The 24,315-nt window shown below is 72.8% G+C and carries 20 protein-coding genes and 1 riboswitch; of the genes, 17 read left to right on the forward strand and 3 right to left on the reverse strand.

Annotated elements, in window-relative coordinates; all coding sequences use genetic code 11:
• The first annotated feature begins 102 nt into the window (after window positions 1-102).
• The 13 genes from gap to KKZ08_RS29695 all read left to right on the forward strand — a co-directional run bounded on the left by gap (window position 103) and on the right by KKZ08_RS29695 (window position 14,970).
• Complete coding sequence (gene gap / locus KKZ08_RS29635) at window positions 103-1,107, forward strand: type I glyceraldehyde-3-phosphate dehydrogenase (RefSeq protein WP_223777342.1); 1,005 nt, start codon at window positions 103-105, stop codon at window positions 1,105-1,107.
• 267 nt (window positions 1,108-1,374) lie between these two features.
• Window positions 1,375-2,250 (forward strand): 1-deoxypentalenic acid 11-beta-hydroxylase, encoded by an 876-nt coding sequence (gene ptlH, locus KKZ08_RS29640; RefSeq protein ID WP_223777343.1) that lies wholly within the window; start codon window positions 1,375-1,377, stop codon window positions 2,248-2,250.
• Window positions 2,251-2,346: 96 nt separating this feature from the next.
• A complete protein-coding gene (locus KKZ08_RS29645) occupies window positions 2,347-3,759 on the forward strand; it encodes an MFS transporter (protein ID WP_223777344.1) in 1,413 nt (470 codons plus the stop codon).
• A gap of 69 nt (window positions 3,760-3,828) precedes the next feature.
• The gene (gene ptlF, locus KKZ08_RS29650; protein ID WP_223777345.1) at window positions 3,829-4,638 is read left to right on the forward strand and encodes a 1-deoxy-11-beta-hydroxypentalenate dehydrogenase; all 810 of its coding nucleotides are present in this window, start codon (window positions 3,829-3,831) and stop codon (window positions 4,636-4,638) included.
• Between the two features lie 339 nt (window positions 4,639-4,977).
• Window positions 4,978-5,829 (forward strand): hypothetical protein, encoded by an 852-nt coding sequence (locus KKZ08_RS29655; RefSeq protein ID WP_223777346.1) that lies wholly within the window; start codon window positions 4,978-4,980, stop codon window positions 5,827-5,829.
• 62 nt (window positions 5,830-5,891) lie between these two features.
• Window positions 5,892-6,809, forward strand: a complete 918-nt coding sequence (ptlD, locus tag KKZ08_RS29660; protein ID WP_223777347.1) for a neopentalenolactone/pentalenolactone F synthase — start codon at window positions 5,892-5,894, stop codon at window positions 6,807-6,809.
• The gene (locus KKZ08_RS29665; protein WP_223777348.1) at window positions 6,806-7,819 is read left to right on the forward strand and encodes a polyprenyl synthetase family protein; all 1,014 of its coding nucleotides are present in this window, start codon (window positions 6,806-6,808) and stop codon (window positions 7,817-7,819) included. Before ptlD ends, KKZ08_RS29665 begins: the two co-directional genes overlap by 4 nt.
• Before the next feature lie 207 nt (window positions 7,820-8,026).
• Window positions 8,027-9,037 carry a pentalenene synthase gene (gene ptlA, locus KKZ08_RS29670; protein ID WP_223777349.1) on the forward strand — a complete coding sequence of 337 codons (1,011 nt, stop codon included), beginning with the start codon at window positions 8,027-8,029 and terminating at the stop codon, window positions 9,035-9,037.
• A gap of 51 nt (window positions 9,038-9,088) precedes the next feature.
• Entirely contained in the window at window positions 9,089-10,459 is a 1,371-nt protein-coding gene (ptlI, locus tag KKZ08_RS29675) for a pentalenene oxygenase (RefSeq protein WP_223777350.1), read from the forward strand.
• Between the two features lie 17 nt (window positions 10,460-10,476).
• A complete protein-coding gene (ispH, locus tag KKZ08_RS29680; RefSeq protein WP_320589700.1) occupies window positions 10,477-11,466 on the forward strand; it encodes a 4-hydroxy-3-methylbut-2-enyl diphosphate reductase in 990 nt (329 codons plus the stop codon).
• Window positions 11,463-13,379 (forward strand): 1-deoxy-D-xylulose-5-phosphate synthase, encoded by a 1,917-nt coding sequence (locus KKZ08_RS29685; RefSeq protein WP_223777351.1) that lies wholly within the window; start codon window positions 11,463-11,465, stop codon window positions 13,377-13,379. The genes ispH and KKZ08_RS29685 overlap by 4 nt, the downstream gene beginning before the upstream one ends.
• Window positions 13,380-13,438: 59 nt before the next feature.
• Window positions 13,439-14,572 (forward strand): flavodoxin-dependent (E)-4-hydroxy-3-methylbut-2-enyl-diphosphate synthase, encoded by a 1,134-nt coding sequence (gene ispG, locus KKZ08_RS29690; protein WP_223779240.1) that lies wholly within the window; start codon window positions 13,439-13,441, stop codon window positions 14,570-14,572.
• A 200-nt stretch (window positions 14,573-14,772) separates the two neighbouring features.
• Entirely contained in the window at window positions 14,773-14,970 is a 198-nt protein-coding gene (locus KKZ08_RS29695; protein ID WP_223777352.1) for a hypothetical protein, read from the forward strand.
• Between the two features lie 93 nt (window positions 14,971-15,063).
• Here KKZ08_RS29695 and KKZ08_RS29700 read toward each other — a convergent pair whose 3' ends face one another.
• Complete coding sequence (locus KKZ08_RS29700) at window positions 15,064-15,264, reverse strand: hypothetical protein (protein WP_223779241.1); 201 nt, start codon at window positions 15,262-15,264, stop codon at window positions 15,064-15,066.
• Between the two features lie 192 nt (window positions 15,265-15,456).
• On the opposite strand from KKZ08_RS29700, the gene KKZ08_RS29705 reads away from it, so the two are divergent.
• Complete coding sequence (locus KKZ08_RS29705) at window positions 15,457-15,657, forward strand: hypothetical protein (RefSeq protein ID WP_223777353.1); 201 nt, start codon at window positions 15,457-15,459, stop codon at window positions 15,655-15,657.
• Here the strand turns inward: KKZ08_RS29705 and KKZ08_RS29710 are convergent.
• Together KKZ08_RS29710 and cobN are read right to left on the reverse strand one after the other, a co-directional pair.
• A complete protein-coding gene (locus KKZ08_RS29710) occupies window positions 15,654-16,301 on the reverse strand; it encodes a histidine phosphatase family protein (protein WP_223777354.1) in 648 nt (215 codons plus the stop codon). The genes KKZ08_RS29705 and KKZ08_RS29710 overlap by 4 nt on opposite strands.
• 524 nt (window positions 16,302-16,825) lie before the next feature.
• A complete protein-coding gene (gene cobN / locus KKZ08_RS29715) occupies window positions 16,826-20,431 on the reverse strand; it encodes a cobaltochelatase subunit CobN (RefSeq protein WP_223777355.1) in 3,606 nt (1,201 codons plus the stop codon).
• Between the two features lie 36 nt (window positions 20,432-20,467).
• Window positions 20,468-20,587, reverse strand: a riboswitch (cobalamin riboswitch).
• Window positions 20,588-20,718: 131 nt separating this feature from the next.
• Between cobN and KKZ08_RS38740 the strand changes: the two genes are divergently transcribed.
• The 3 genes from KKZ08_RS38740 to KKZ08_RS29735 are packed head-to-tail and all read left to right on the forward strand — an operon-like array spanning window position 20,719 to window position 24,292.
• Complete coding sequence (locus KKZ08_RS38740; protein WP_263303364.1) at window positions 20,719-22,116, forward strand: cobalamin biosynthesis protein CobG; 1,398 nt, start codon at window positions 20,719-20,721, stop codon at window positions 22,114-22,116.
• 11 nt (window positions 22,117-22,127) lie between these two features.
• Window positions 22,128-22,754, forward strand: a complete 627-nt coding sequence (locus tag KKZ08_RS29730) for a precorrin-8X methylmutase (RefSeq protein WP_223779242.1) — start codon at window positions 22,128-22,130, stop codon at window positions 22,752-22,754.
• The gene (locus KKZ08_RS29735; protein WP_223777356.1) at window positions 22,751-24,292 is read left to right on the forward strand and encodes a precorrin-2 C(20)-methyltransferase; all 1,542 of its coding nucleotides are present in this window, start codon (window positions 22,751-22,753) and stop codon (window positions 24,290-24,292) included. Before KKZ08_RS29730 ends, KKZ08_RS29735 begins: the two co-directional genes overlap by 4 nt.
• The last annotated feature ends 23 nt before the right edge of the window (window positions 24,293-24,315 follow it).

Raw genomic sequence — 24,315 nt, forward strand, 5'->3', positions numbered from 1 at the left:
GTATTGATAGCTTATACAAGTTGCTTATGGTGTTCCGGGTGGTCGCCGCGACGCGATGCGCCGCGCGCAGCTGCCTTCTCTTAACCGTCGTGAGAGGAACGCATGACTGTTCGTGTAGGTATCAACGGCTTCGGCCGCATCGGGAGGAACGTCTTCCGGGCGGTTGCCGCCAGGAACGCGGACCTGGAGATCGTCGCGGTCAATGACCTGGGCGACGTGCCGACCATGGCCCACCTCCTGACCTACGACTCGGTCCTCGGCCGTTTCCCGGAAGAGATCACCGCCGAGCCCGGAGCGATCCGGGCCGGCGACCGCAAGGTCACCGTCCTCGCCGAGCGCGACCCGGCCGCGCTGCCCTGGGGCGACCTCGGTGTCGACGTGGTCATCGAGTCCACGGGCATCTTCACCAAGGCGGAGAAGGCGCGCGCGCACCTCGACGGCGGCGCCAAGAAGGTGATCATCGCCGCTCCCGCCAGCGACGAGGACGTCACGATCGTCCTCGGTGTCAACGACGACACGTACGACCCCGAGCGGCACGCGATCATCTCCAACGCCTCCTGCACCACCAACTGCCTCGGCGTCCTCGCCAAGGTGCTGCACGACAGCGTCGGCATCGAGTACGGGATGATGACCACGGTCCACGCCTACACCCAGGACCAGAACCTCCAGGACGCTCCCCACAAGGATCTGCGCCGCGCCCGCTCGGCGGCCGTCAACGTGGTGCCGACGTCCAGCGGCGCGGCCAAGGCCATCGGCCTGGTCCTGCCCGAACTCCAGGGCCGTCTCGACGCGTTCGCGCTGCGGGTCCCCGTGCCGACCGGATCGGTCACCGACCTGACGGTCACCACGAGCCGCCGCACCACCGTCGAGGAGATCAACGAGGCGTACGCGAAGGCCGCCGCCGGCGCGTACAAGGGGCTGCTCTCCTACACCGAGGCGCCGATCGTCAGCTCGGACATCGTCACCGACCCGGCCTCCTGTATCTACGACGCCGGTCTCACCCGCGTGGTCGGGCCGCAGGTCAAGGTCGTCGGCTGGTACGACAACGAGTGGGGCTACTCGAACCGCCTCATCGACCTGGCGCTGAAGGTCGGCGCCTCCCTCTGACCCACCGCCCCGGCTCCTGACCCCCTCGGCCGCAAGCCCCCTCCTGTGCGCTCCCAGCAATGCCGCTGGGGCGCCGCAAGGGGGGCTTTCCCATGCGCCTTCGCCGGCGACATCACCCGACCGGAAGCCCCCCGGAAGACCAAGGCCCCATCGCTGTGGCCTGCCGGCCGCGGCCCCGTGCCGTTCGCCGCAGCCGCCTGCCCGCCGCCGCCCGGCCGGCTCGCGGGCGTACACCATCAGTGCCGAGTCACGCGGAGAGGTACACCCATGACCAACACGCCGACCGCCCCCACGGACTTCGCCGAGTACGTGGACTGCACGCCCCTCCTCGACGACCGCAAGGCCCTCGACGAGTTCTACGACGAGCACGGCTACGTCTTCCTGCGCGGCGTCCTGGACCGCGACCTCGTGCGCAAGGCCGCCGAGGAGATGCTGGCCGGCCTCGTCGCGCTCGGCGCGGCGCGCCCCGAGGCCACGCTCGACGACCTCGTCATCGACTCCTTCGAGGCGGTCGACGAGGTGGCGATGCACGGTTACGTGAAGTACGACGACTTCTGGAACCACCCCTCGACCCTGAAGGTCTTCGAGCAGGTCTTCGGCGAGCCGGTCTTCGTCTTCCGCTCCACGACCATCCGCTACTACCCCTCACAGGCGGCGGCGCGGGAACCGAACTTCTCCTACCTGACGCCGTATCACCAGGACGGCTTCTACATAGGCCCCAACAAGGACTTCCGCACCGCCTGGGTGCCGCTCATCGGCACCACCGCGGGCACCGGCGGCGTCGCCCTCGCGGACGGCAGCCACAAGAGGGGCCCGCGCGACCACGTACTCAACGAGAACTACCGCCGGTTCAACCACCCCGTGCGCGGCATCCCGCCGCAGGACATCGAGCCGGGCGAGACCCTGCGGTACTCCGAGATGGACCAGGGCGACGTGCTCATCTTCCACGCCTTCATGTGCCACAAGTCGGTCCCCAACCTGGCGACGGAACCGCCCCTGATGCGGATGTCGATGGACACGCGGGTGCAGCCCGCGACGTCGCACCGCGGCTTCAACGCCGTGACCCCGTGGACGGAGTCGGCGAAGGACGCCAGCAAGGGAATCATGGCGAAGATCACCGGCACCCCCATCGAAGCCGAATGACCCGCGGACAAGCCGAATGACCCGCGAGTCAGCGGAATAACCCCCCACCGAAGCGGAACGGCGAACGCCTTCGCGCGCCGTCGGAGAGGTAACACAGTGACTGCACAAGGGCGTCCGGCGGGCGCCGTCGCGGACGGCGCACCCGGGGCGGGACGAGGCGGCGAGCCCGCCACGGGGCTGTCGGGAGCCGGCCTCGCGGTGATCCTCGCCGGGTTCGCGCTGTCCATCGTCGACATCTTCATCGTCAACGTCGCCCTGAACGACATCAAGAAGGACCTGGACGCCTCCGAGGCCGGGCTCGAACTGGTGGTGTCCGGGTACGGCATCGCGTACGCCCTCTTCCTGGTCATGGGCGGACGGCTGGGCGACGCGTTCGGCAGGAGGCGGCTGTTCACCTACGGCCTCGTCGCGTTCACGGTCACGTCGACCCTGTGCGGACTCGCGCCCGGCATCGCCTTCCTCGTCGTCGCGCGCATCCTCCAGGGCGCGGCGGCCGCGATGCTCGTGCCGCAGGTGCTGAGCACCATCCAGACGGCGACCAGCGGCGAGGCGCGGGCCCGGGCGATGAGCCTGTACGGGGCCACGGCCGGGCTCGCCGCGGTGGTGGGGCAGATCCTCGGCGGTGTCCTGCTCTCGCTGGACGCGGGCGACTTCGGCTGGCGCATCGTCTTCGTGATCAACGCGCCGATCGGCCTGGTCACCCTGCTGCTCGTGCGGAAGATGCCCGCCACCCGGGCGGAGCGCAAGCCCGGCATGGACTACCTGGGCACCCTGCTGTTCGGCATCGCCCTCGTCTGTGTCCTGCTGGTCATCATCGAAGGGCACGTACTGGGCTGGCCGCTGTGGCTGTGGGTCCTGCCGGTGATCGCCTGCGCGGCGGGCGTCGCGCTGGTGAGGGTGGAGCGGGGCCTGGAGGCACGCGGGAAGGTGCCGCTGCTGCCTCCGTCGGTGCTGTCCATCCAGAGCATGCGGGCGGGGCTGCTCGCGGTGGTCCCCTTCTCCATCGGCTTCGGTACGTTCATGTTCGTCTACGCGCTGGTGGCGCAGACGAACTTCGGGCTCGGCGCGCTGGCCTCCGGCGCCGTCCTCGCGCCCTTCGCCTCGGCCTTCTTCGTGATGTCGCTGTTCACCCCGAAGATCGCGGCCAGGATCGGGCGGCGCATCGTCTCGGTGGGCGCCGTCGTCCAGGGCGCGGGGCTGCTCCTGATGGCTCTGCTGATCGCGCTTGCCTGGCCGGACCTGCCGCTCGTGGCGGTCCTGCTGATCCTCGCGTTCACCGGCGTCGGGCAGGCGCTGATCGGCCCCACCCTGCTGCGGATGACGCTCGCGGACGTTCCCGCATCGGCGGCGGGGGCGAGCAGCGGCGTGCTGGTCACCAGCCAGCAGACGGCCACGGCACTCGGCGCGACGATCGGCGGGACCGTGTTCCTCTCGCTCGGCTCGGCGATGGACGACCGGGCTTACGCCATCGGCTCCTGTTCTGGCTGTCCTGAGCCTGAGCCCGAATAGCGGCGCGCACACGGCACTTCACTTGCATGAATTCACCTGCATGACATCGACGACGGGGGAGACGGCGGGATGCGTTTCGAGGTGGGAGCGGCCGTGGTCACCGGGGCCGCGAGCGGCATAGGCCGCTCGCTCAGCGCCCGGCTGGCGCGAGAGGGCGCGCGCGTGGTGATGACGGACGTCGACGGCGACGGACTGGCCTGCGCCGCGCGGGAGTTGACGCGGGACGGTGCCGATGTCAGCACCTTCGTCGCCGACCTCGTAGCCGAGAAGGCGGTCGAGGAACTGGCCGCGACGGCGTACGAGCGGCTCGGCGCGGTCGACGTCGTGTGCAACAACGCCGGAGTCGTGGGGCCGGTGGGCCGGCCCCTGTGGGAGGTGCCCCTCGACGAGGTGCGCGGCGTCCTCGACGTGAACTACTGGTCGCACCTCTACGTCGCGCGCGCCTTCGTGCCGCGCCTCCTCGCCGGCGGGCGCCCGGCCCACCTCGTGCAGACCGCGTCCATGTCGGCGTTCGTCGTCGGCGCGGGCTCCGCCGCCTACGCGGCGTCCAAGCACGCGGACCTCGCCGTGGCACGCAGCCTGCGGGCCGATCTGCGCGGGACGCCGGTGCGGGTCTCCGTACTGTGCCCCGGGCGGGTCGACACCCCCATGACGCGCGGCCTGGTGGCGCCGCGCGACGCGACCGGGGCCACCACGGTCGGCGCCGACGAGGTGGCGCGGACGGTGTGGGACGCACTCGGCTCCGACCGCTTCTACCTCTTCACCAACGCCGACGCGGCGGACCGCATCGACGCCCAGTACGAGGACGTACGGCACCACCTGGAGGCGGAACCACCACCGCCGGTCACCGTCAACCGGCCGTCGACACCGCCCAGCTGACGGCACGTCAACACGCGACACCCTGAGCACTTCTCGTACGGTCGAACCACCTGAAGGAGATGCCGCAGTGCCGCACACCCCTGTGACACGTGACACCCCCCGGAAGCATACCACAGCTTCGAGGGCACGTTCGCCGGTCGCCTCCCGCTGCGGACGGTTCGCCGACACCGGCGGCGACATCCGGCGCCTGACCGGGCGCCGTCGGAGAACGCGCCGCGCCGACCCCGGCGACGCTCGAGCGACCGCTGAACCGGCCGGCACCGGCGCGCGCTGGCCGGGCTGGCGCACGCATCAACTGCCACGGCGACCAACGAGGGCACCGGCCCACCGGCCGACCTCGTGAACGACGGCTGGACGGAGATCACGGCCAAGCTCGCCGCGATCCTGCCCAAGTCCGGCACGGACGAGGACCCGGCGGCCAGGGGCGCCGCCATCGAACTCGCCGACCTGCGGCGCATGGAGGAGCTGCGGCGCCGCGTCGACCAGTCGGTGCGCGACAAGGCCGTGGCCGCCGCGCTGAAGCCGTACTACCGGCTGTTCTGCAAGCGCCCGTGCTTCCACGACGGCTTCCTCGACACCTTCAACCGGCCCGACGTCACGCTCGTGGACACCCAGGGGCGCGGCGTGGAGCGGCTCACCCCGCGCGGTGTGGTCGCCGCCGGACGGGAGACCGCGCTCGACTGCGTGATCTTCGCGTCGGGGTACGAGTCCGAGTTCGCCGTCCCCTACACCAGCCGCGCCGGCTACGACCCGGTCGGGCGTGACGGCATCCGCCTCTCGGAGAAGTGGGCGGAGGGCGCCCGCACCCTCCACGGCCTCCAGGTCAACGGCTTCCCCAACTGTTTCATCATGTCCAAGGCCCAGTCCGGCCTGCACGTCAACGTCCCCTACATGCTCAACGAACAGAGCAAGCACCTGGCGTACATCGTCAGGTCCGTGACGGGGCGCGGCCACGGCGTCGTCGAGGCGTCCGCCACCGCCGAGCAGGAGTGGGTCGACACGATCCTCAAACTGGCCAACCGCAACCTCGACTTCGCCGAGGCGTGCACCCCCGGCCTCTTCAACAACGAAGGCCGGCCCGAGGACGTCAAGATCCTCAACTCCAGTTACGGCGGCGGGTCGGTGGAGTTCGTCGAGATCCTGCGGCGCTGGCGGCAGGCCGACGACCTCGCCGGGCTCGAACTGCGCTGATCACCGCCACCCCCCACGCGACATGAACGTCAACACGCCCCACCGAAGAGGAGCCAACGCAAGTGGACGTAACGCCCATACCCGGCTCGTCGTTCGGCGCCGTCGTGCGCGGCGCCACCATCTCGGGTGACATCACCCCGCGGGAGATCGAGGAGATCTGGCAGGCGCTCGACGAGCACCTCGTCATCGTCTTCCGGGGACACGACGACCCCACCGACACCCAGCTCATGGAGTTCGGCCGCCATTTCGGGCACATCCCGCGCACGGGACTGACCAACGGCGCGAGCCCCGAGCACAACGAGATCCTCATCATCTCCAACATCGTGGAGAACGGCCGCCGCATCGGCGTCGGCGAGCCCGAGGGGATGGACTGGCACACCGACTACTCCTTCCGCCCGCGCGTCGCCCAGATCGGCTTCCTCGCGGCGGTGGAGCTGCCGGTGAGCGGCGGCGGCGAGACGGCCTTCACCAGTACGTACGGCGTCTACGACTCGCTCCCCGCCGACGTGCGGGAGAGCTACCGCTCCTACCGCGCCCGCCACGCCCTGCGCTCCGGCTACGAGGACGTCATCGAGGAGGAGTACCAGGGCGAGGTCAGCCTCACGGCCGCCGGAAAGGCCGCCGGCAAGGCGCCCGAGGTGCAGCCCGAGGACGGCACCTCCACCGTCCACCCGCTGATCGCGCGCAACCCGCGCACCGGCCGCCGCGCCGTGTACGCCAACCCGCTCAACACCAAGCGGATCCTCGAACTCGACCCCGGGGCCAGCGGCGCCGTACTCAAGGAGCTGTTCGCCAGGGCCGGTGAGCCCGCGCTCACGTACACCCACACCTGGCAGCCCGGCGACCTCGTCATGTGGGACCAGCTGGGCACCATCCACTCCCGGCTGCCGTTCGACCCGGCCGAGCGCCGCATCCTGCGCAAGGTCGTGACCATCTTCGACGACCCGGCGGAGCCGTGGCGCGAAGGGGGCACCGCGTGACCGCGACACCGAGCAGTCTGCACCGGGTCCGCGACACGCTCACGCCCGCCCTGAGGGCGGCGCTCGACCGGCTCGACGAGGAGAGCCGCCGCCAGGCGGCCTACCACTTCGGCTGGATCGACGCCGCGGGCGCCCCGGCCTGTGACGGCGGCGGCAAGGCCGTACGGCCCGCGCTGGCCCTGCTCTCCGCCCAGGCGGCGGGGGCCCGGCCCGAGCGAGGACTGCCGGGCGCCGTGGCCGTCGAACTGGTCCACAACTTCTCGCTGCTGCACGACGACCTGATGGACGGCGACGAGCAGCGCCGCCACCGCCGCACCGTGTGGTCCCTCTACGGCGCATCGGGCGCGATCCTCACCGGCGACGCCCTGCTCGCGCTCGCCCAGGAGGTCCTCCTGGAGTGCGGGCAGCCGACCGCCGCCGCCGCGGCCCGGCTGCTCTCCCGCGCCACCCGTGAGCTGATCCGCGGGCAAGTGCAGGACATGTCGTTCGAGAACCGGGCGCACGTCACCGTCGAGGAGTGCGTCGAGATGGCCGCCGGGAAGACCGGCGCGCTGCTCTCGGCGAGCGCCGCGATCGGCGCGGTGCTCGCCGGCGCCCCGGTCACCGTGGTGGACGCCCTCGCGCTCTACGGCGACCAGGTCGGCATCGCCTTCCAGCTCATCGACGACGTACTCGGCGTCTGGGGCGACCCGGCCCGCACCGGCAAGCCGGTCCACAACGACCTGCGGACCCGCAAGAAGTCGCTGCCCGTCGCCTACGCCCTCAACCAGCAGGGCACCTCCAGCGTCGAACTCGCCGCCTGGCTCAGCGCGCCCGACGAGCCGGACGAGACCGAACTGCGCCGCGCCGCCGACCTCGTCGAGGAGGCGGGCGGCCGCACCTGGGCCGTCGCCGAGGCCACCCGGCGCCTGGAACTGGGCGAGGCGGCGCTGCGCGACGCCGCGCTCGACCCGGCCGCGCGCGAGGAACTCATCGCGCTCGGCGGCTTCATCGTGGGCCGCGACATGTAGCCGCCCAGGACACCGGCGCCCCGGCCCGCGCGGCGACCCCACCCGCCGCGGGCTACGCCGCCCCACCGCGCACCCCACGGGCCGTCACCCCGGCCCGTCACCCCGCCCTCCCCACCGCACCGCGGGCAGCGTCGCCCCGGTCCGCGGCCCCACCACCCCACCTCGGGCGCCTGTCCGTGCCCCTGTGAAGCCCAGGGAGATTCCCCCATGCCGCAGGACGTCGATTTCTCCATACCCCTGCCCAGCCGCCGCAGCCCCGACCACGCGCGCGCCGAGGCCGAACACATCGCCTGGCCCCGGTCGTTCGGGCTGATCAACACCGAGGCCGCGGCGGAGCGCCACCGCAAGGGCGGCTACGCCGACCTCGCCGCCCGCTTCTACCCCTCCACCAGCGGCGCCGACCTCGACCTCGGCGTCGACCTGATGTCCTGGTTCTTCCTCTTCGACGACCTCTTCGACGGTCCGCGCGGCGAGGACCCGCGACGGACCAAGGAGCTGACCGACGCCGTCGCCGCCGCCCTGGACGGCCCGCTGCCCGCCTCGGCACCGCTGATCGCCCACGGCTTCGCCGACATCTGGCGCCGTACCTGCGAGGGCATGTCGAAGGAGTGGTGCGCCCGCAGCGCCCAGCACTGGCGCAACTACTTCCAGGGGTACGTCGACGAGGCGGCCGGCCGCTTCGACGACACCCCCTGCACCTCGGCCCGCGAATACCTCGGCATGCGCCGCCACACCATAGGGGTGCAGCCCACGGTCGACCTCGCCGAGGCCACCGGGCACTTCGAGGTCCCGCACCGGGTGTTCGACAGCGCCGTGATGTCGGCGATGCTGCGCGTCGCCGTCGACGTCAACCTCATGCTCAACGACATCGCCTCGCTGGAGAAGGAGGAGGCGCGCGGCGAGACGAACAACATGGTCTTCATCCTCATGCGCGAGCACGGCTGGCCCAGAAGCCGCAGCATCGCGTACATGCAGGACGAGGTCCGCGTACGGCTGGAGGAGTTCCTGCTCCTGGAGAGCATCCTGCCCAAGGTCTGCGACGCCTTCTCCCTCACCGCGGACGAGCGGGAGGCCGTCGAACGCTACCGGCTCGACGCGGTACGCCCCGTCATCCGCGGCTCCTACGACTGGCACCGCTCCTCGGGGCGCTACGACGCCGAGTTCGCGCTGGCCGCCAGCCGCCAGGGCTACCTGGAGGAACTCGGCAGCCTCCGCTGACGGGCCCGACCACCCACCCCGAACCACCCCAGGAAAGCCGAGGAGAACCCCATGGTCCAGCAGACCGCCCAGACCGAGCAGCAGACCTTCGTCGCGGGCACCGCGCCCGGCGCCGCGCCCTTCGTCGGACACGCCTGGCAGATGATGCGCCGCCCGCTCCAGTTCATGTCGTCCCTGTCCACGCACGGCGACCTCGTGAAGATACGCCTCGGCCCCACCGAGGCCCACGTACCGACCCACCCCACCCTGCTCCGCCAGGTCCTGACCAGCGACAGCGACTACGACAAGGGAGGCATCTTCTATGACCGCGCCCGGGACATCGCGGGCAACGGCCTGGTCACCTGCCCCTACGCCGACCACCGGCGGCAGCGAAGGCTCATGCAGTCGGCCTTCACCCGCCCCCAGCTCAAGCGGTACGCCTCCGCGATGCACGCGGAGATCGAGACCACCGCGGAACGCTGGCACGACGGCGTGGTCGTCGACGCGTTCCCGGAGATGTACGGCATGGCGCTGCGCACCGTCGGCCGCACGCTGTACTCCACGCCCGTCAGCAAGGAACTCGCCGACAGCGTGGAGCGCGCCTTCGACGCCGTGCTGAAGGGGCTGTTCCGGCAGATGTTCCTGCCCGCCGCGGTACGCAAGATGCCGAGCCCCGGCAACCGCCGCTACCGCGCGAACCTCGACTACCTGCACCGCACCACCCAGACCCTCATCGACGACTACCGCCGCGACGGCGTCGACCACGACGACCTCCTGTCCGCCCTCCTCGACTCCCGCGACGACGACGGCGGCAGGCTGGACGACAAGGAGATCCACGACCAGGTCATCACCGTGATGGCGGCCGGCACCGAGACCGTCGCCGCCACCCTCACCTGGATCTTCTACCTGCTCTCGAAGTACCCGCGGATCGAGGAACGGCTGTACGCGGAGATCGACGAGGTCCTCGGCGGCAGGGCACCGGAGTTCGACGACATCGCGCGGCTCGAACTGACCGACCGGATCATCACCGAGACCCTGCGGCTCTACCCGCCCGCCTGGCTCTTCACCCGGCTCACCGCCACCGACCTGGACGTGGCGGGGCTGCGGCTGCCCGCGGGGAGCACCGTCGTGTTCAGCCCCGCGGCGGTGGCGCTCAACACCGACGCCTACCCCAAGGAGCGGCGGTTCGACCCCGACCGCTGGCTGCCCGACCAGGTCTCGCCCCTGGCGCGGCAGGCCTTCATGGCGTTCGGCACCGGCGCCCGCAAGTGCATCGGCGACCTCTACGCCCGCACCGAGGCGACCCTCGCGCTCGCCACCATCCTCGGCAAGTGGCGGGTCACCTGCGAACCCGGCGTCGACGTACGGCCCATCCCGCTGGCCACCGTCTACCAGCCGCGCCGGCTGCGCCTGCGCCTGACCGCCCGCACCCCCGGCCAGTAGGGACAGGAGACAGCAGCATGCCCATGACGGAGAAACGGCAGACGGTCCTCGCCGAGCCCAGAGGGTTCTGCGCCGGGGTGCGCCGCGCCATCGGCATCGTGGAGCGCGCCCTGGAGCTCCACGGGGCCCCGGTGTACGTCCGCAAGGAGATCGTGCACAACCACTACATCGTGTCCGAGCTGGAGAAGCGCGGCGCCCGTTTCGTCGACAGCGAGGCGGAGGTCCCCGAGGGCGCCGTCTGCGTCTTCTCCGCGCACGGCGTCTCGCCCGCCGTGCGCGCCGCCTCGGACGACCGGCGCCTCGAAGTCATCGACGCGACCTGCCCGCTGGTGGCCAAGGTGCACCAGGAGGCACTGCGGTACGCGCGTGAGGGCCGCACGGTCCTGCTCGTCGGGCACGCCGGTCACGAGGAGATCGAGGGCGTCCGGGGCGAGGCACCCGACCGCACGGTCGTCATCGAGACCGTCGAGGACGCCGAGCGGTGCGCACTGCCCGACGACACCCCGGTCGCCTGCCTCACCCAGACGACCCTGTCCTTCGACGAGACGGCACGCATCGTCGAGGCGCTGCACCGCAGGTTCACCGACATCGTCTCGCCGGGCAGCGACGACATCTGCTACGCGAGCCAGAACCGGCAGAACGCGGTCAAGGAGCTGGCCGCCGGCTGCGACCTGGTGCTGGTCGTCGGCTCCCGCAACTCGAGCAACTCCCTGCGCATGGTGGAGGTGGCCCGCGAGCACGGCTGCGCGGCCCACCTCGTCCCCGACGTCGGCCACCTCGACGAGCGGTGGCTCCGGGGCGTGCGCAGCGTCGGCGTCAGCTCGGGGGCCAGCGCGCCGGAGATCCTGGTCCGCGAGCTGGTGCAGCGCCTCGCGGAGCTGGGCCACGACGACGTCCAGGTGCGGCGGGGCGCGCACGAGGACGTCGTCTTCTCCATGCCCGGACGGCTCACCGACCCGGTCACCGGCCGGATACCCCGCACCCCGTTGGCGGACGAGGCCTCATGAACCCATCAGTCGAGGACATCACCCACATAGCAGCCGTCCCGGAGGCCACCCCGGACCTCTTGGACTTCGCGGACCCCGCGGACCTGCGGGCCCTGTCCCCGCAGGACGTACGGCGGCTGGTGCCCCGGATCCGCCGGCTCCTGATCGACACGGTCACCCGCACCGGCGGCCACCTGGGCCCCAACCTGGGGGTCGTGGAGCTGTCGATCGCCCTGCACCGGGTGTTCGACTCGCCCCGCGACCGCATCCTGTGGGACACCGGCCACCAGACCTACGTACACAAACTCCTGACCGGCCGCGGCCGCGACTTCGCCACCCTGCGCAGTACAGGCGGCCTCTCCGGCTACCCCTCCCGCGCCGAGTCCGACCACGACGTGATCGAGAACTCGCACGCCTCCACCGCCCTGTCCTGGGCGGACGGCCTGGCCCGCGCCCACGCCCTGCGCGGCCTCGACGACCGCGCCGTGGTGGCGGTCGTCGGGGACGGCGCGCTGACCGGGGGCATGGCCTGGGAGGCGCTGAACAACATCGCGTCCGCCGACCGCCCGGTGATCGTGGTGCTCAACGATAACGGCCGCTCCTACGCGCCCACGGTCGGCGCCCTCGCCGTCCACCTGGCCGAACTCCGCGCCCCCGGCGTCCCGAAGAGCTTCTTCGAGGGGCTCGGCATGGGCTATCTGGGGCCGGTGGACGGTCACGACGTCACCGCGCTGGAGAACGTGCTGCGCCGGGCGGCGGGCACCGGACGCCCGGTCGTCGTCCACTGCGTCACCGAGAAGGGCCGCGGCCACGCCCCGGCCCTGGCGGACGACGCGGAACGCTTCCACGCGGTCCGGGCCAGGCCGCGGGGTGACGGGGCCGGGAGCGGCGGGACCGGCAGCGGTGCCGGGAACGGGAGCGGGACCGGCAGTGGTACCGACACCGGGAACGGCGGTGCGGCGCTCTCCTGGACCTCGGTCTTCGGCCGGGAGCTGGCCGAGATCGGCGCGGACCGCCCGGACATCGTGGCCCTCACGGCGGCCATGCCGGGCCCGACCGGCCTGACCGAGTTCGCCGCCCGCTTCCCCGACCGCACCGTCGACGTGGGCATCGCCGAGCAGCACGCGGTGACCGCCGCGGCGGGCCTGGCACTGGGCGGCATGCACCCGGTGGTCGCCCTCTACGCGACGTTCCTCAACCGGGCCTTCGACCAGCTGCTCCTCGACACCGCCCTGCACCGCGCCCCGGTGACCCTCGTCCTGGACCGCGCGGGAGTGACCGGCGACGACGGCCCCTCCCACCACGGCATGTGGGACATGTCGCTGCTCCAGCTCGTACCGGGCCTGCGCCTGGCCGCGCCGCGCGACGCCGCCACCCTGCGCAGGGCACTGCGCGAGGCCGTGGCCGTCGACGACGGCCCGACCGCCGTCCGCTTCCCGAAGGGCCGTACGGGAGAGGACGTCCCGGCGATCGACACCATCGGCGGCCTCGACGTGCTGCGCCGCGACCCGGAGGCGGAGCTGCTGCTCGTCTCCGTGGGCGCGATGGCGCAGACGTGCCTGGAGGCCGCCGACCTCCTCGCCGGGCACGGCCACGGCGTGACGGTCGTCGATCCACGCTGGGTCAAACCGGTACCGCAGGCACTGGTGGAGCTGGCCGCCACCTACCGTCTGGTCGCCACCGTCGAGGACAACGGCCGTGCGGGCGGTGTCGGCGCGGCGGTCACACAGGCCCTCGCCGACGCGGAAGTACCCACGCCGGTACGGAACTTCGGCCTGCCGCAGAGCTTCCTCGACCACGGCTCACGCGCCGACGTCCTGGAGCGCTGCGGGCTGACGGGCGGACACGTGGCCGGGGCGCTGGCGGACACGCTCGTGGGGCGGGCGCGCCGGCAGCCGGCGAACGCACAGCCGATGGCACGGAGGCCGTCGTGACGAACCGAGTCCGTGAACAGGTCCCTGAAGGGGGCAGCACCGTGCAGGTCTCACTGGGAATGCCGTCCGTACCGCCCACGTTGGCGGAGCGTCGTGTCTCGCGGCGTATCGAGGTGGGTTCGGTGCCGGTGGGCGGGGGTGCGCCGGTGTCGGTGCAGTCGATGACGACGACGCGTACGTCGGATGTCGGGGCGACGTTGCAGCAGATCGCGGAGCTGACGGCGTCGGGCTGCCAGATCGTGCGGGTGGCGTGCCCGACGCAGGACGACGCGGACGCGCTGGCGACCATCGCGCGGAAGTCGCAGATCCCGGTCATCGCGGACATCCACTTCCAGCCGAAGTACGTCTTCGCGGCGATCGACGCGGGCTGCGCGGCGGTCCGGGTCAACCCCGGCAACATCAAGCAGTTCGACGACAAGGTCAAGGAGATCGCGAAGGCGGCGGGGGACGCGGGGACGCCGATCCGCATCGGTGTCAACGCGGGTTCGCTCGACAGGCGGTTGCTGGAGAAGTACGGCAAGGCGACGCCGGAGGCTCTGGTGGAGTCCGCGCTGTGGGAGGCGTCGCTCTTCGAGGAGCACGGGTTCCGGGACATCAAGATCTCGGTGAAGCACAGCGATCCGGTGGTGATGGTGAATGCCTACCGCCAGCTGGCCGCCCAGTGCGACTACCCCCTGCACCTCGGCGTGACGGAGGCGGGCCCGGCTTTCCAGGGGACGGTCAAGTCGGCAGTGGCCTTTGGGGCGTTGTTGAGTGAGGGCATCGGCGACACGATCCGGGTGTCCCTGTCGGCACCGCCCGCCGAGGAGGTCAAGGTCGGCATCCAGATCCTGGAGTCCCTCAACCTCCGCCAGCGCCGCCTGGAGATCGTCTCCTGCCCGTCCTGCGGCCGCGCCCAGGTCGACGTCTACAAGCTGGCCGAAGAGGTCACCGCCGGTCTGGGGGGCATGGAGGTGCCGCTGCGGGTGGCGGTGATGGGCTGCGTCGTCAACGGCCCCGGCGAGGCCCGTGAGGCCGACCTCGGCGTCGCCTCCGGCAACGGCAAGGGGCAGATCTTCGTCAAGGGTGAGGTCATCAAGACCGTCCCGGAGTCGAAGATCGTGGAGACCCTCATCGAAGAGGCGATGAAGATCGCCGCCCAGATGGAGAACGGCGGCCTGCCCTCCGAGGGGCCCGAGGTCATCGTCGTCTGAGCCGCGCGCGGGCCCGTACGTGGCGTGCGGGCCCGCGCGCGGTGTGCTGACACCCGAGGCCGAGCCGAGTGAGGCGGATCGTTCCCTCATCCCCGTACGGGTGATATGGGGCGTATCGGGTGAGGGGGCTGGGGAGGCACGGAGGGGCCCGGGAAAAGCCCGAGCCGCAGGCAACTCCGCCGTGATGAAAGAGAGTTCACATGCGCCGTACCGCCGCCGTCATCCTTGGGGCCGTCGCCCTGCTGGGGGTTCTCGCCGGGCCCGCCGCCGCCGTGCCGGATCCGATCGCGACCGTCGACTGCGCGACACAGGCGGTCGGGGACCTCACCACGATCGTCGACCCGACCGCGCTCGGTGTTCCCACCGAGGTGCCGGGCGCCGCGTGCCTCGCGCCGTGACCCGCGTGACCTGAACGCCCCTGTTCGGTGGCGCACTTGCGTGAAGGCTCCGGAGCCGCGCGCGTGCGCCACCGGGAGGCGGCTGCCCCGCGGTCAGCTCCAGCGGTAGCCGTCGCCGAAGTTGAGGGTGTGCTCCAGCACGTCCTCCATCGGGTCGTCGATCTGTCCGGTGCTGATCAGCGCGACACTGGGGGCGTTGTGTGAGTCCTTGTGCGTCTCGTCGGCGTGTGCCGTGCCGGAACACAGCACGGCCGGTGTGGCCGTCACCGCCGCGACCAGCGCCCAACGGGACATCTTCCGCACCCAACTGCTGTTCACAGCAAGCCTCCTTGGAGCAAGCGCATGGGCCGCCGGTCGCGGCCCGCTCGCCGTGGGTAACCCCCCGCGCGTCCAAGAAGTCACCGACGATCATACGAACGGGTCGTCCGATGCCCCCAACATCCCCTGAACTCCCGGAGAAAGAAGCCGGAGAAAGAAGTCAGCCGCATGCGTCATCGTCGCGTTCCGGCCGTCACCCTGCTCGGGGCTCTCGCCCTGGCCACCGTCGCGCTCGCCGCCCCGGCCTCGGCGGCCCCGCGGGCCGCGGCCAACCCGAATCCGCTGCCGCACCTGGAGACGCTGATCTCGGAAGGGGTGACCGTCGAGGGGCCGCTGATCAACGGCGTCGCCCTTCCGCACCTCCGCTAGCCGTCGCCGCCGCCCGGCTCGCAGGCGCGGAACTCCGGCGGGAATCCGGTCCAGCGCAGCTCAGGGGGCAGATGCCGCATGTCGTTGTAGAAGAGCAGCGAGGCGGGCCGCCCCGGCGCGTAGCGGATGACGGTCAGGGCGGCGTTGCAGTGGTTGAGGCCGAGCCAGCGCCACGGCGGGGCGTCGAGGGCGTCCCGGACGAGCCAGCCGATGAGGAAGTTGTGCGTGACGACCAGTTCGTGGCGCGGCTCGGTGCCCGGCGCCGGGCCGGTGAAGCGGGCCAGCGCGTCACGGGCGAGCGCGGGCCCGCCCACGCGCTCCTCCTCGGGAAACCCGCCGAGCCGCTGGAGCGTCGACTCGGCGCTCTCCGGGGGCAGTTCGTCCTCGCACGGCATGTACGGGATGTAGTCACCCGCGGCGTCCGAGCGGTGCAGGGGCACGCCGTCGAGCCGCCCGGCGATCAGCCGGGCGGTCTCCTCGGCCCGTGGCAGCGGCCCGTGCTGGACCGCGGAGAGAGGAACGCCGCGCAGCCGCTCCCCGAGAAGCACGGCCTGCCGACGGCCGCCCTCCGTCAGACGGCTCTCATCGGGCGTGGCCTCGCCGTGCCGGGCGAGGTAGAGGTGACGGACGGCGCTCCCGGGCATGACGGAACGGCCCCCTTCCTGATCATGAGTATCGGCTGAGGGGACGCGCGGAGCGCGGACGCGGTTCCGTCGGCCGGGCCGCGGGCGGAGGGGCCGCGTCATGAGTGATGGCTGGGGGGTGGGGACGCCTCGGGCGTCGGCGGGGTTCCGGCGGCAGGCCCCCGGGCCCGCCGGGACGTCAGGGCCCGCCGGGACGCTGGAGGTGGTGGATGCGGCGGCCGGGCCGCGGGTGTGCGGCGCGGCGGGTGACGGCGCGGTCGGCCCGGCGGGGCCGGGCCGACCGCGGGCAGCCGCGGTGCCGCGCGGGCAGAGGAGCCGCGGGCCCGATGGCGTCGGGCCGCGTGGCCGCACATCGGGACCGCCGATCGGCGCCGTGGCGCCGATCGGCGGTCCCCTCTTCACCGGCGTGGCCACCTACTTCGACGCGCGCGTGGCCGAGGGGCAGCCGCGCCAGGCCCGCGAGGGCAGGCACTGGTGGCCGAAGAAGGCGGTGCCGTGCGGCGGCACCGGGGAGCGGCCGCGGGTCAGCCCTCGTCCTCCAGGTTGCCTTCCGTCTCCAGGTACGCCTGCCGCAGCGCTTCGAGCACCGCCGGGTCCGGCTTCGCCCACATGCCGCGCGACTCCGCCTCCAGGAGGCGTTCCGCGATGCCGTGCAGCGCCCAGGGGTTGTTCTCCTGGAGGAACTGACGGTTCGTCGGATCCAGGACGTACGTCTCCGTGAGCTTGTCGTACATCCAGTCGGCGACGACGCCCGTCGTGGCGTCGTACCCGAACAAGTAGTCTACGGTGGCGGCGAGTTCGAAGGCGCCCTTGTAACCGTGGCGGCGCATCGCCTCGATCCACTTGGGGTTGACGACGCGGGCGCGGAAGACCCGCGAGGTCTCCTCCACCAGCGTGCGCGTGCGGACCGTCTCGGGGCGCGTCGAGTCGCCGATGTAGGCCTCCGGCGCCGTGCCGCGCAGGGCGCGGACCGTCGCCACCATGCCGCCGTGGTACTGGAAGTAGTCGTCGGAGTCCGCGATGTCGTGCTCGCGGGTGTCGGTGTTCTTCGCGGCGACCGCGATGCGCTTGTACGCGGTCTCCATCTCGGCCCGCGCCGGGCGGCCTTCGAGCCCGCGGCCGTAGGCGTAGCCGCCCCAGACCGTGTAGACCTCGGCGAGATCCGCGTCCGTGCGCCAGTCGCGGGAGTCGATGAGCTGGAGCAGCCCCGCGCCGTACGTGCCGGGGCGCGAGCCGAAGATGCGGGTGGTGGCCCGCCGCTCGTCGCCGTGCTCGGCCAGGTCGGCCTGGGCGTGGGCGCGTACGTAGTTGTGCTCGGCGGGCTCGTCCAGCGAGGCCGCGAGCCGCACCGCGTCGTCGAGCAGGCCGATCGTGTGCGGGAACGCGTCGCGGAAGAAGCCCGAGATGCGCAGCGTCACGTCGATGCGGGGGCGGCCCAACTCCTCGTACGGGATGGCCTCCAGGCCGGTGACGCGGCGCGACGCGTCGTCCCAGACGGGGCGCACGCCGAGCAGCGCCATGGCCTCGGCGACGTCGTCGCCCGCCGTGCGCATCGCGCTCGTGCCCCACAGGGAAAGGCCCACGGAGGTGGGGTAGTCGCCGTTGTCGTTCCTGTACCGCTCGATGAGCGAGTCGGCGAGGGCCTCGCCGGTCTCCCACGCGAGGCGCGAGGGGACGGCCTTGGGGTCGACGGAGTAGAAGTTGCGGCCGGTCGGCAGGACGTTGACGAGGCCGCGCAGCGGGGAGCCGGAGGGGCCCGCCGGGACGAAGCGGCCCTCCAACGCCCGTACGACGTGGTCCAGTTCGGCGGTGGTGCCCGCCAGGCGCGGGACCACCTCGCGGGCGGCGAACTCCAGGATCGCGGCGACCTGTTCGCCCTGGTCACGGGGGACGGCCGCGAGGTCCCAGCCCGCGTCGTCCATCGCCTGGACCAGCGCGCGAGCCTTGTCCTCGGCCTCGTCGGCGCTCACGCGCGTCGCCGCGGACTCGTCGAGGCCGAGCGCCTCGCGCAGGCCGGGCAGGGCGGAGGTGCCGCCCCAGATCTGGCGGGCGCGCAGGATCGCGAGGACGAGGTTGACGCGGTCGGCGCCCGCCGGGGCGGTGCCGAGCACGTGCAGGCCGTCGCGGATCTGCATGTCCTTGATCTCGCAGAGCCAGCCGTCGACGTGGAGGAGGAAGTCGTCGAAGCCGTCGTCGTCCGGACGGTCCTCCAGGCCCAGGTCGTGGTCGAGCTTCGCGGCCTGGATGAGCGTCCAGATCTGCGCGCGGATCGCCGGCAGCTTCGCCGGGTCCATCGAGCTGATCTGCGCGTACTCGTCGAGGAGCTGCTCCAGGCGCGCGATGTCGCCGTAGGAGTCGGCGCGGGCCATCGGCGGCACGAGGTGGTCGATGAGCGTGGCGTGCACGCGGCGCTTGGCCTGCGTGCCCTCGCCCGGGTCGTTGACCAGGAAGGGGTAGATCAGCGGCAGGTCACCGAGTGCGGCGTCCGGCCCGCAGGCCGCCGAGAGGCCCGCGTTCTTGCCGGGCAGCCACTCCAGGTTGCCGTGCTTGCCGAGGTGGACCATCGCGTCGGCGCCGAAGCCGCCGTCCGCCGCGGGGGCCGCGATCCAGCGGTACGCGGCCAAGTAGTGGTGCGAGGGCGGCAGATCCGGGTCGTGGTAGATCGCGATGGGGTTCTCGCCGAAGCCGCGCGGCGGCTGGATGAGGATGAGGAGGTTGCCGCGCCGCAGGGCGGCAAGCACGATGTCGCCCTCCGGGTCACCGCCGTTCCCGACCCGCGAACGGTCCAGGAACATCTCGCCGGGCGGCGGCCCCCAGTGCTGCTCGACCGAGTCCCGCAGCTCCTGCGGCAGCGTCGCGTACCAGCGCTTGTAGTCGGCGGCCGGGATGCGCACCGGGTTGGCGGCGAGCTGCTCCTCGGTGAGCCACTCCTGGTCGTGGCCGCCCGCGTCGATGAGCGCGCGGATCAGCTCGTCGCCGTCACCGGAGACGAGACCCGGGATGTCGGCCTCGGGGCCGAAGTCGTAGCCCTCGGCACGCAGCCTGCGCAGCAGCGCGACGGCGGACGCCGGGGTGTCCAGGCCGACCGCGTTGCCGATCCGGGAGTGCTTGGTCGGGTACGCGGACAGGACGAGGGCCAGGCGCTTGTCGGCGGCCGGGATGTGCTTCAGGCGCGCGTGCCGTACAGCGATGCCGGCGACCCGCGCCGCCCGCTCGGCGTCGGCGACGTACGCCGGGAGCCCGTCCTCGTCGATCTCCTTGAACGAGAAGGGGACCGTGATGAGCCGCCCGTCGAACTCCGGCACCGCGATCTGGCTCGCGGCGTCCAGCGGCGAGACGCCCTCGTCGTTCTCCTCCCAGGCCGAACGCGACCCGGTCAGGCAGAGCGCCTGGAGGATCGGCACGTCGAGGCCGGTCAGCGCGCCCGCGTCCCACGACTCGTCGTCGCCGCCCGCGGAGGCCTCGGCGGGCTTGGTGCCACCGGCTGCGAGGACCGTCGTCACGATGGCGTCGGCGGGGCGCAGCGCGTCGATCAGCTCCGGCTCGGGGGCCCGCAGCGAGGCCACGTACAGCGGCATCGGGCGGGCGCCCGCGTCCTCGATGGCGCGGCACAGGTCGTCGATGAACGCGGTGTTGCCGCTCATGTGGTGGGCGCGGTAGTAGAGCACCGCGACGGTCGGGCCGTCGATGTCGCGCGCCGTGCGCTCCAGCGGGCCCCAGGACGGCGCGGGCGCCGGCGGGTCGAAGCCGTGGCCGGTGAGCAGCACGGTGTCGGAGAGAAAGCGGGCCAGCTGCTCAAGGTTGGCGGGGCCGCCGTGCGCGAGGTAGGCGTGCGCCTCGGCGGCGATGCCGACCGGCACGGTGGAGGAGGCCATCAGCTGGGCGTCGGGCGCCTGTTCACCGGTGAGCACGACCACCGGCAGACCGCTGGCGATGAGCTGGTCCAAGCCGTCCTGCCAGGCGCGGACGCCACCGAGGAGGCGTACGACGACGAGGTCGGCGCCCGCCAGGAGCGAGGGCAGCTCGGTGAGGTCCAGGCGGGACGGGTTGGCGAACCGGTAGTCGACCGGACCCCCCGCCGCGCGGGCGCTGAGCAGGTCGGTGTCGGAGGTCGACAGCAGCAGAAGCATGCGTGCGCAGGCCTTCCTCGGGGTGTCCGCGCCCCGGGTGGTCGTATGGACGGCAGGAGTTCCTGGCTCGCCCCACGGATGGGGCTCACAGTGGCGGGACCGCGCCGGATTCGCACCGGGCTTCCTCCCCCGGGTCCTGGCGGACCCACGCCGTCGCTGGCGTCGGCGGACCTGGCGGCCCGCCGCCTGCATAGTAAGTCCTGACCGCCGCCGATGGGGCGGCCACCTGCCGGGACGGCCCGTCTCGGGAGGCGACCGGCCGGATCGGCGTGGGTATGCTCGCCGCCATGCCGCCCACCCGAGCAACCTCCACGAACCAGGGCGAATCCCTCATACGTACCCCGGTCCGCGACCGGGGCGACGCCTGCCCCGGAGCGCTCCGACTGCACCGCGCCGACGACGGCGCGCTGGCCCGACTCCGCCTGCCCGCAGGTGTATTGACGTCCCGTCAGGCGGCGATACTGGCAGACGTGGCGGAACGCCTGGCGGACGGCCACCTCAGCATCACCTCGCGCGGCAACATCGAGCTGCGCGGCCTCGGCGCGAGCTGCGGCACGGAACTCTCCGCGGTTCTCGCGGACGCGGGTCTGCTGCCCTCCGAACGCCACGAACGCGTCCGCAACATCGTGGCCTCGCCGCTCGCCACGCTCGACGGACTCGGCCACGCCGACGTGCAGTTGTGGGCCCGCGAGCTCGACGGACTGCTCTGCGCCGAGGAGTGGACGACGGCGCTCTCCGGCCGCTTCCTGTTCGTCCTGGACGACGGGCGCGGGGACGTGGCCGGGCTCGGCGGCGATGTGACCTTGATCGCAGAATCGGGCGGGGCGGGGTGTGTGTCCGGGGAGTCGGGCGGCGCGGGGTGCGTGTGCGGGGAGTCGGGCGGGGCAGCGGCCGTGCCCGTGACTTCGGGCGGCACGGCATCCGCGGACCCGGGCGGCACGGCGCTCGTCCGCGTCGGTGACCGCGCCCTGCGGGTCTCCGCCGGTGCCGCCCCGCGTGCCGCTCTCGCCGCCGCCGGGGCCTTCCTCGCCGCCGCGCGTGACGCGGGCAACGGGGCGTGGCGGGTCCGGGAGCTGCCCGCGGGCACCCGTCGACCTCGCCGGGGCGCTGGCGCGGCAGGGCATCGACGCCGAACCGGCCGCCGCCCCTCCGGCCCGCCCGGCGCCGCCCCGCACCTGCCCGGCGTCATCGGCCGCGCGGTGGCCGTCGGCGCCCCTCGGCCGCGTGGGCGCCGCCCAGTGGCGGGCCCTGCTGCCCGCCCCGGCCGACGAACTGCGCGTCACCCGTGGCGCGGCTTCGTGCTCCCCGGCTTCGAGGACGCCGCGGCGGCCCGCGAACGGCTGCGCGCGCTGGCCGACGCCGGTTTCATCGCCGACCCCCGCTCGCCCTGGCTCGGCGTCTCCGCCTGCACCGGCCGACCCGGCTGTGCCAAGTCCCTCGCCGACGTCCGCGCCGACGCCGTCCCCGGCGCCGGCGGCCTGCCCGTCCACTTCTCCGGCTGCGAGCGGCGGTGCGGGCACCCGCGCGGCGACCGGGTGGACGCCCTCGCCACCGGGGACGGGCGGTACGAGGTGAAGGTGCGCACCGGCGGCACGGCGGCGCCCGTGAGCGGCGCGAACCTGACCGAGACGGTCACGAGGGCACGTACGACATCCGCAACCACCACAACAACGGCCACGAGATGAGCGAGAGCACAGTGTTCGACTACGAGAAGGACGGCGCGGCGATCTACCGCGAGTCCTTTGCCACCATCCGCGCGGAGGCGGACCTCGCCGGTCTGCCCGCCGACGTCAGCCAGGTCGCGGTGCGGATGATCCACGCCTGCGGGATGGTCGACCTCGTCCGCGACCTCGCCTTCAGCCCGCGCGTGGTGGCCGACGCCCGCAAGGCCCTTCGCGACGGCGCGCCGATCCTGTGCGACGCCAACATGGTCGCGAGCGGCGTCACGCGCAAGCGGCTGCCCGCCGACAACGACGTGATCTGCACGCTCACCGACCCCGCCGTCCCCGGCCTCGCGGAGCGGCTCGGCACCACCCGCAGCGCCGCCGCCATGGAGCTGTGGCGCGACCGCCTCGAAGGCTCCGTCGTCGCCATCGGCAACGCCCCCACCGCGCTCTTCCGCCTCCTGGAGATGATCGAGGAGGGCGCCCCACGCCCGGCCGCCGTCCTCGGCATCCCGGTCGGCTTCGTCGGCGCCGCCGAGTCCAAGGACGCGCTCGCCGAACACCGCTCGGGCCTTGAGTACCTGGTCGTACGGGGCCGTCGCGGCGGCAGCGCGATGGCCGCGGCGGCGATCAACGCGATTGCGAGCGAGGCCGAGTGAACACCCAGAACACCCAGAACACCCAGGGGAAGCTGTACGGGGTCGGGCTGGGGCCCGGCGACCCCTCCCTGATGACCGTGCGCGCCGTCGAGGTCATCGCCGCCGCCGACGTGATCGCGTACCACTCCGCCCGGCACGGCCGCTCCATCGCCCGCCGGATCGCGGAGAAGCACCTGCGCACCGACCACATCGAGGAGCCGCTGGTCTACCCCGTCACCACGGAGAGCACCGACCACCCCGGCGGCTACCGCGGCGCCCTCGACGACTTCTACGAGCAGGCCGCCGCCCGCCTCGCCGCCCACCTGGACGCCGGGCGCACCGTCGCCGTCCTCGCCGAGGGCGACCCGCTCTTCTACGGCTCCTACCAGCACATGCACAAGCGGCTCGCGCACCGCTACGACACCGAGGTCATCCCCGGCGTGACCTCGGTCAGCGCCGCCGCCGCCCGCCTCGGCGAACCCCTCGTCGAGGCCGAGGAGGTCCTGACGATCCTGCCCGGCACCCTCCCCGAGGAGGAGCTGACCGCACGCCTCGCGGCGACGGACTCGGCGGTCGTCATGAAGCTCGGCCGTACGTTCGGCAAGGTGCGCGGCGCCCTGGAGCGCTCGGGCCGCCTGGACGAGGCCCGTTACGTGGAGCGCGCCACCATGGAGGGCGAGCGCACCGGCCGCCTCGCCGACGTGGACCCGGAGTCCGTGCCGTACTTCTCCGTGGCGGTGCTCCCGAGCCGGGTCGCGCCCCTGACGGGCGGCCCCGCGCCGCAGCCGGCCCCGCAGGGCACGGCCGGCGAGGTCGTGGTCGTCGGCACCGGCCCCGCGGGCCCCCTCTGGCTCACCCCCGAGACGCGCGGCGCGCTGGCCGCCGCCGACGACCTCGTCGGCTACACCACCTACGTCGACCGCGTACCGCACCGCCCCGGCCAGCGGCGGCACGGCTCCGACAACCGCGTGGAGTCCGAGCGCGCCGAGTTCGCCCTGGAGCTGGCGCGGCGCGGGCGGCGCGTGGCGGTCGTCTCGGGTGGCGACCCCGGCGTCTTCGCGATGGCCACGGCCGTCCTGGAGGCCGCCTCGCAGGACGCGTACGAGGACATTCCGGTCCGGGTGCTGCCGGGCGTGACCGCCGCCAACGCCGCCGCCGCGCGGGCGGGGGCTCCGCTCGGCCACGACTACGCCACCATCTCTCTCTCCGACCGCCTGAAGCCGTGGGAGGTCATCGCGGAGCGGCTGGCCGCGGCGGCCTCGGCGGATCTCGTCCTCGCGCTCTACAACCCGGGGTCGCGCAGCCGCACCTGGCAGGTGGGCAAGGCCCGGGAGCTGCTGCTCGAACACCGGGCGCCTGATACCCCGGTGGTGCTCGGGCGGGACATCGGCGGGCCCGAGGAGAGCGTGCGTGTGGTGCGGCTCGGGGAGCTTGATCCTGCCGAGGTCGACATGCGGACGCTGCTCATTGTCGGGTCTTCGCAGACCCGGGTCGTGCGGCGGCGTGGCGGTGCGGAGCGGGTGGTGTGGACGCCGCGGAGGTACCCCGAAGGGGGGTGAGCGGGGTCCCGTGCGGGTGCGGG

The sequence above is a fragment of the Streptomyces sp. 135 genome, from assembly GCF_020026305.1.
Lineage (GTDB): Bacteria > Actinomycetota > Actinomycetes > Streptomycetales > Streptomycetaceae > Streptomyces.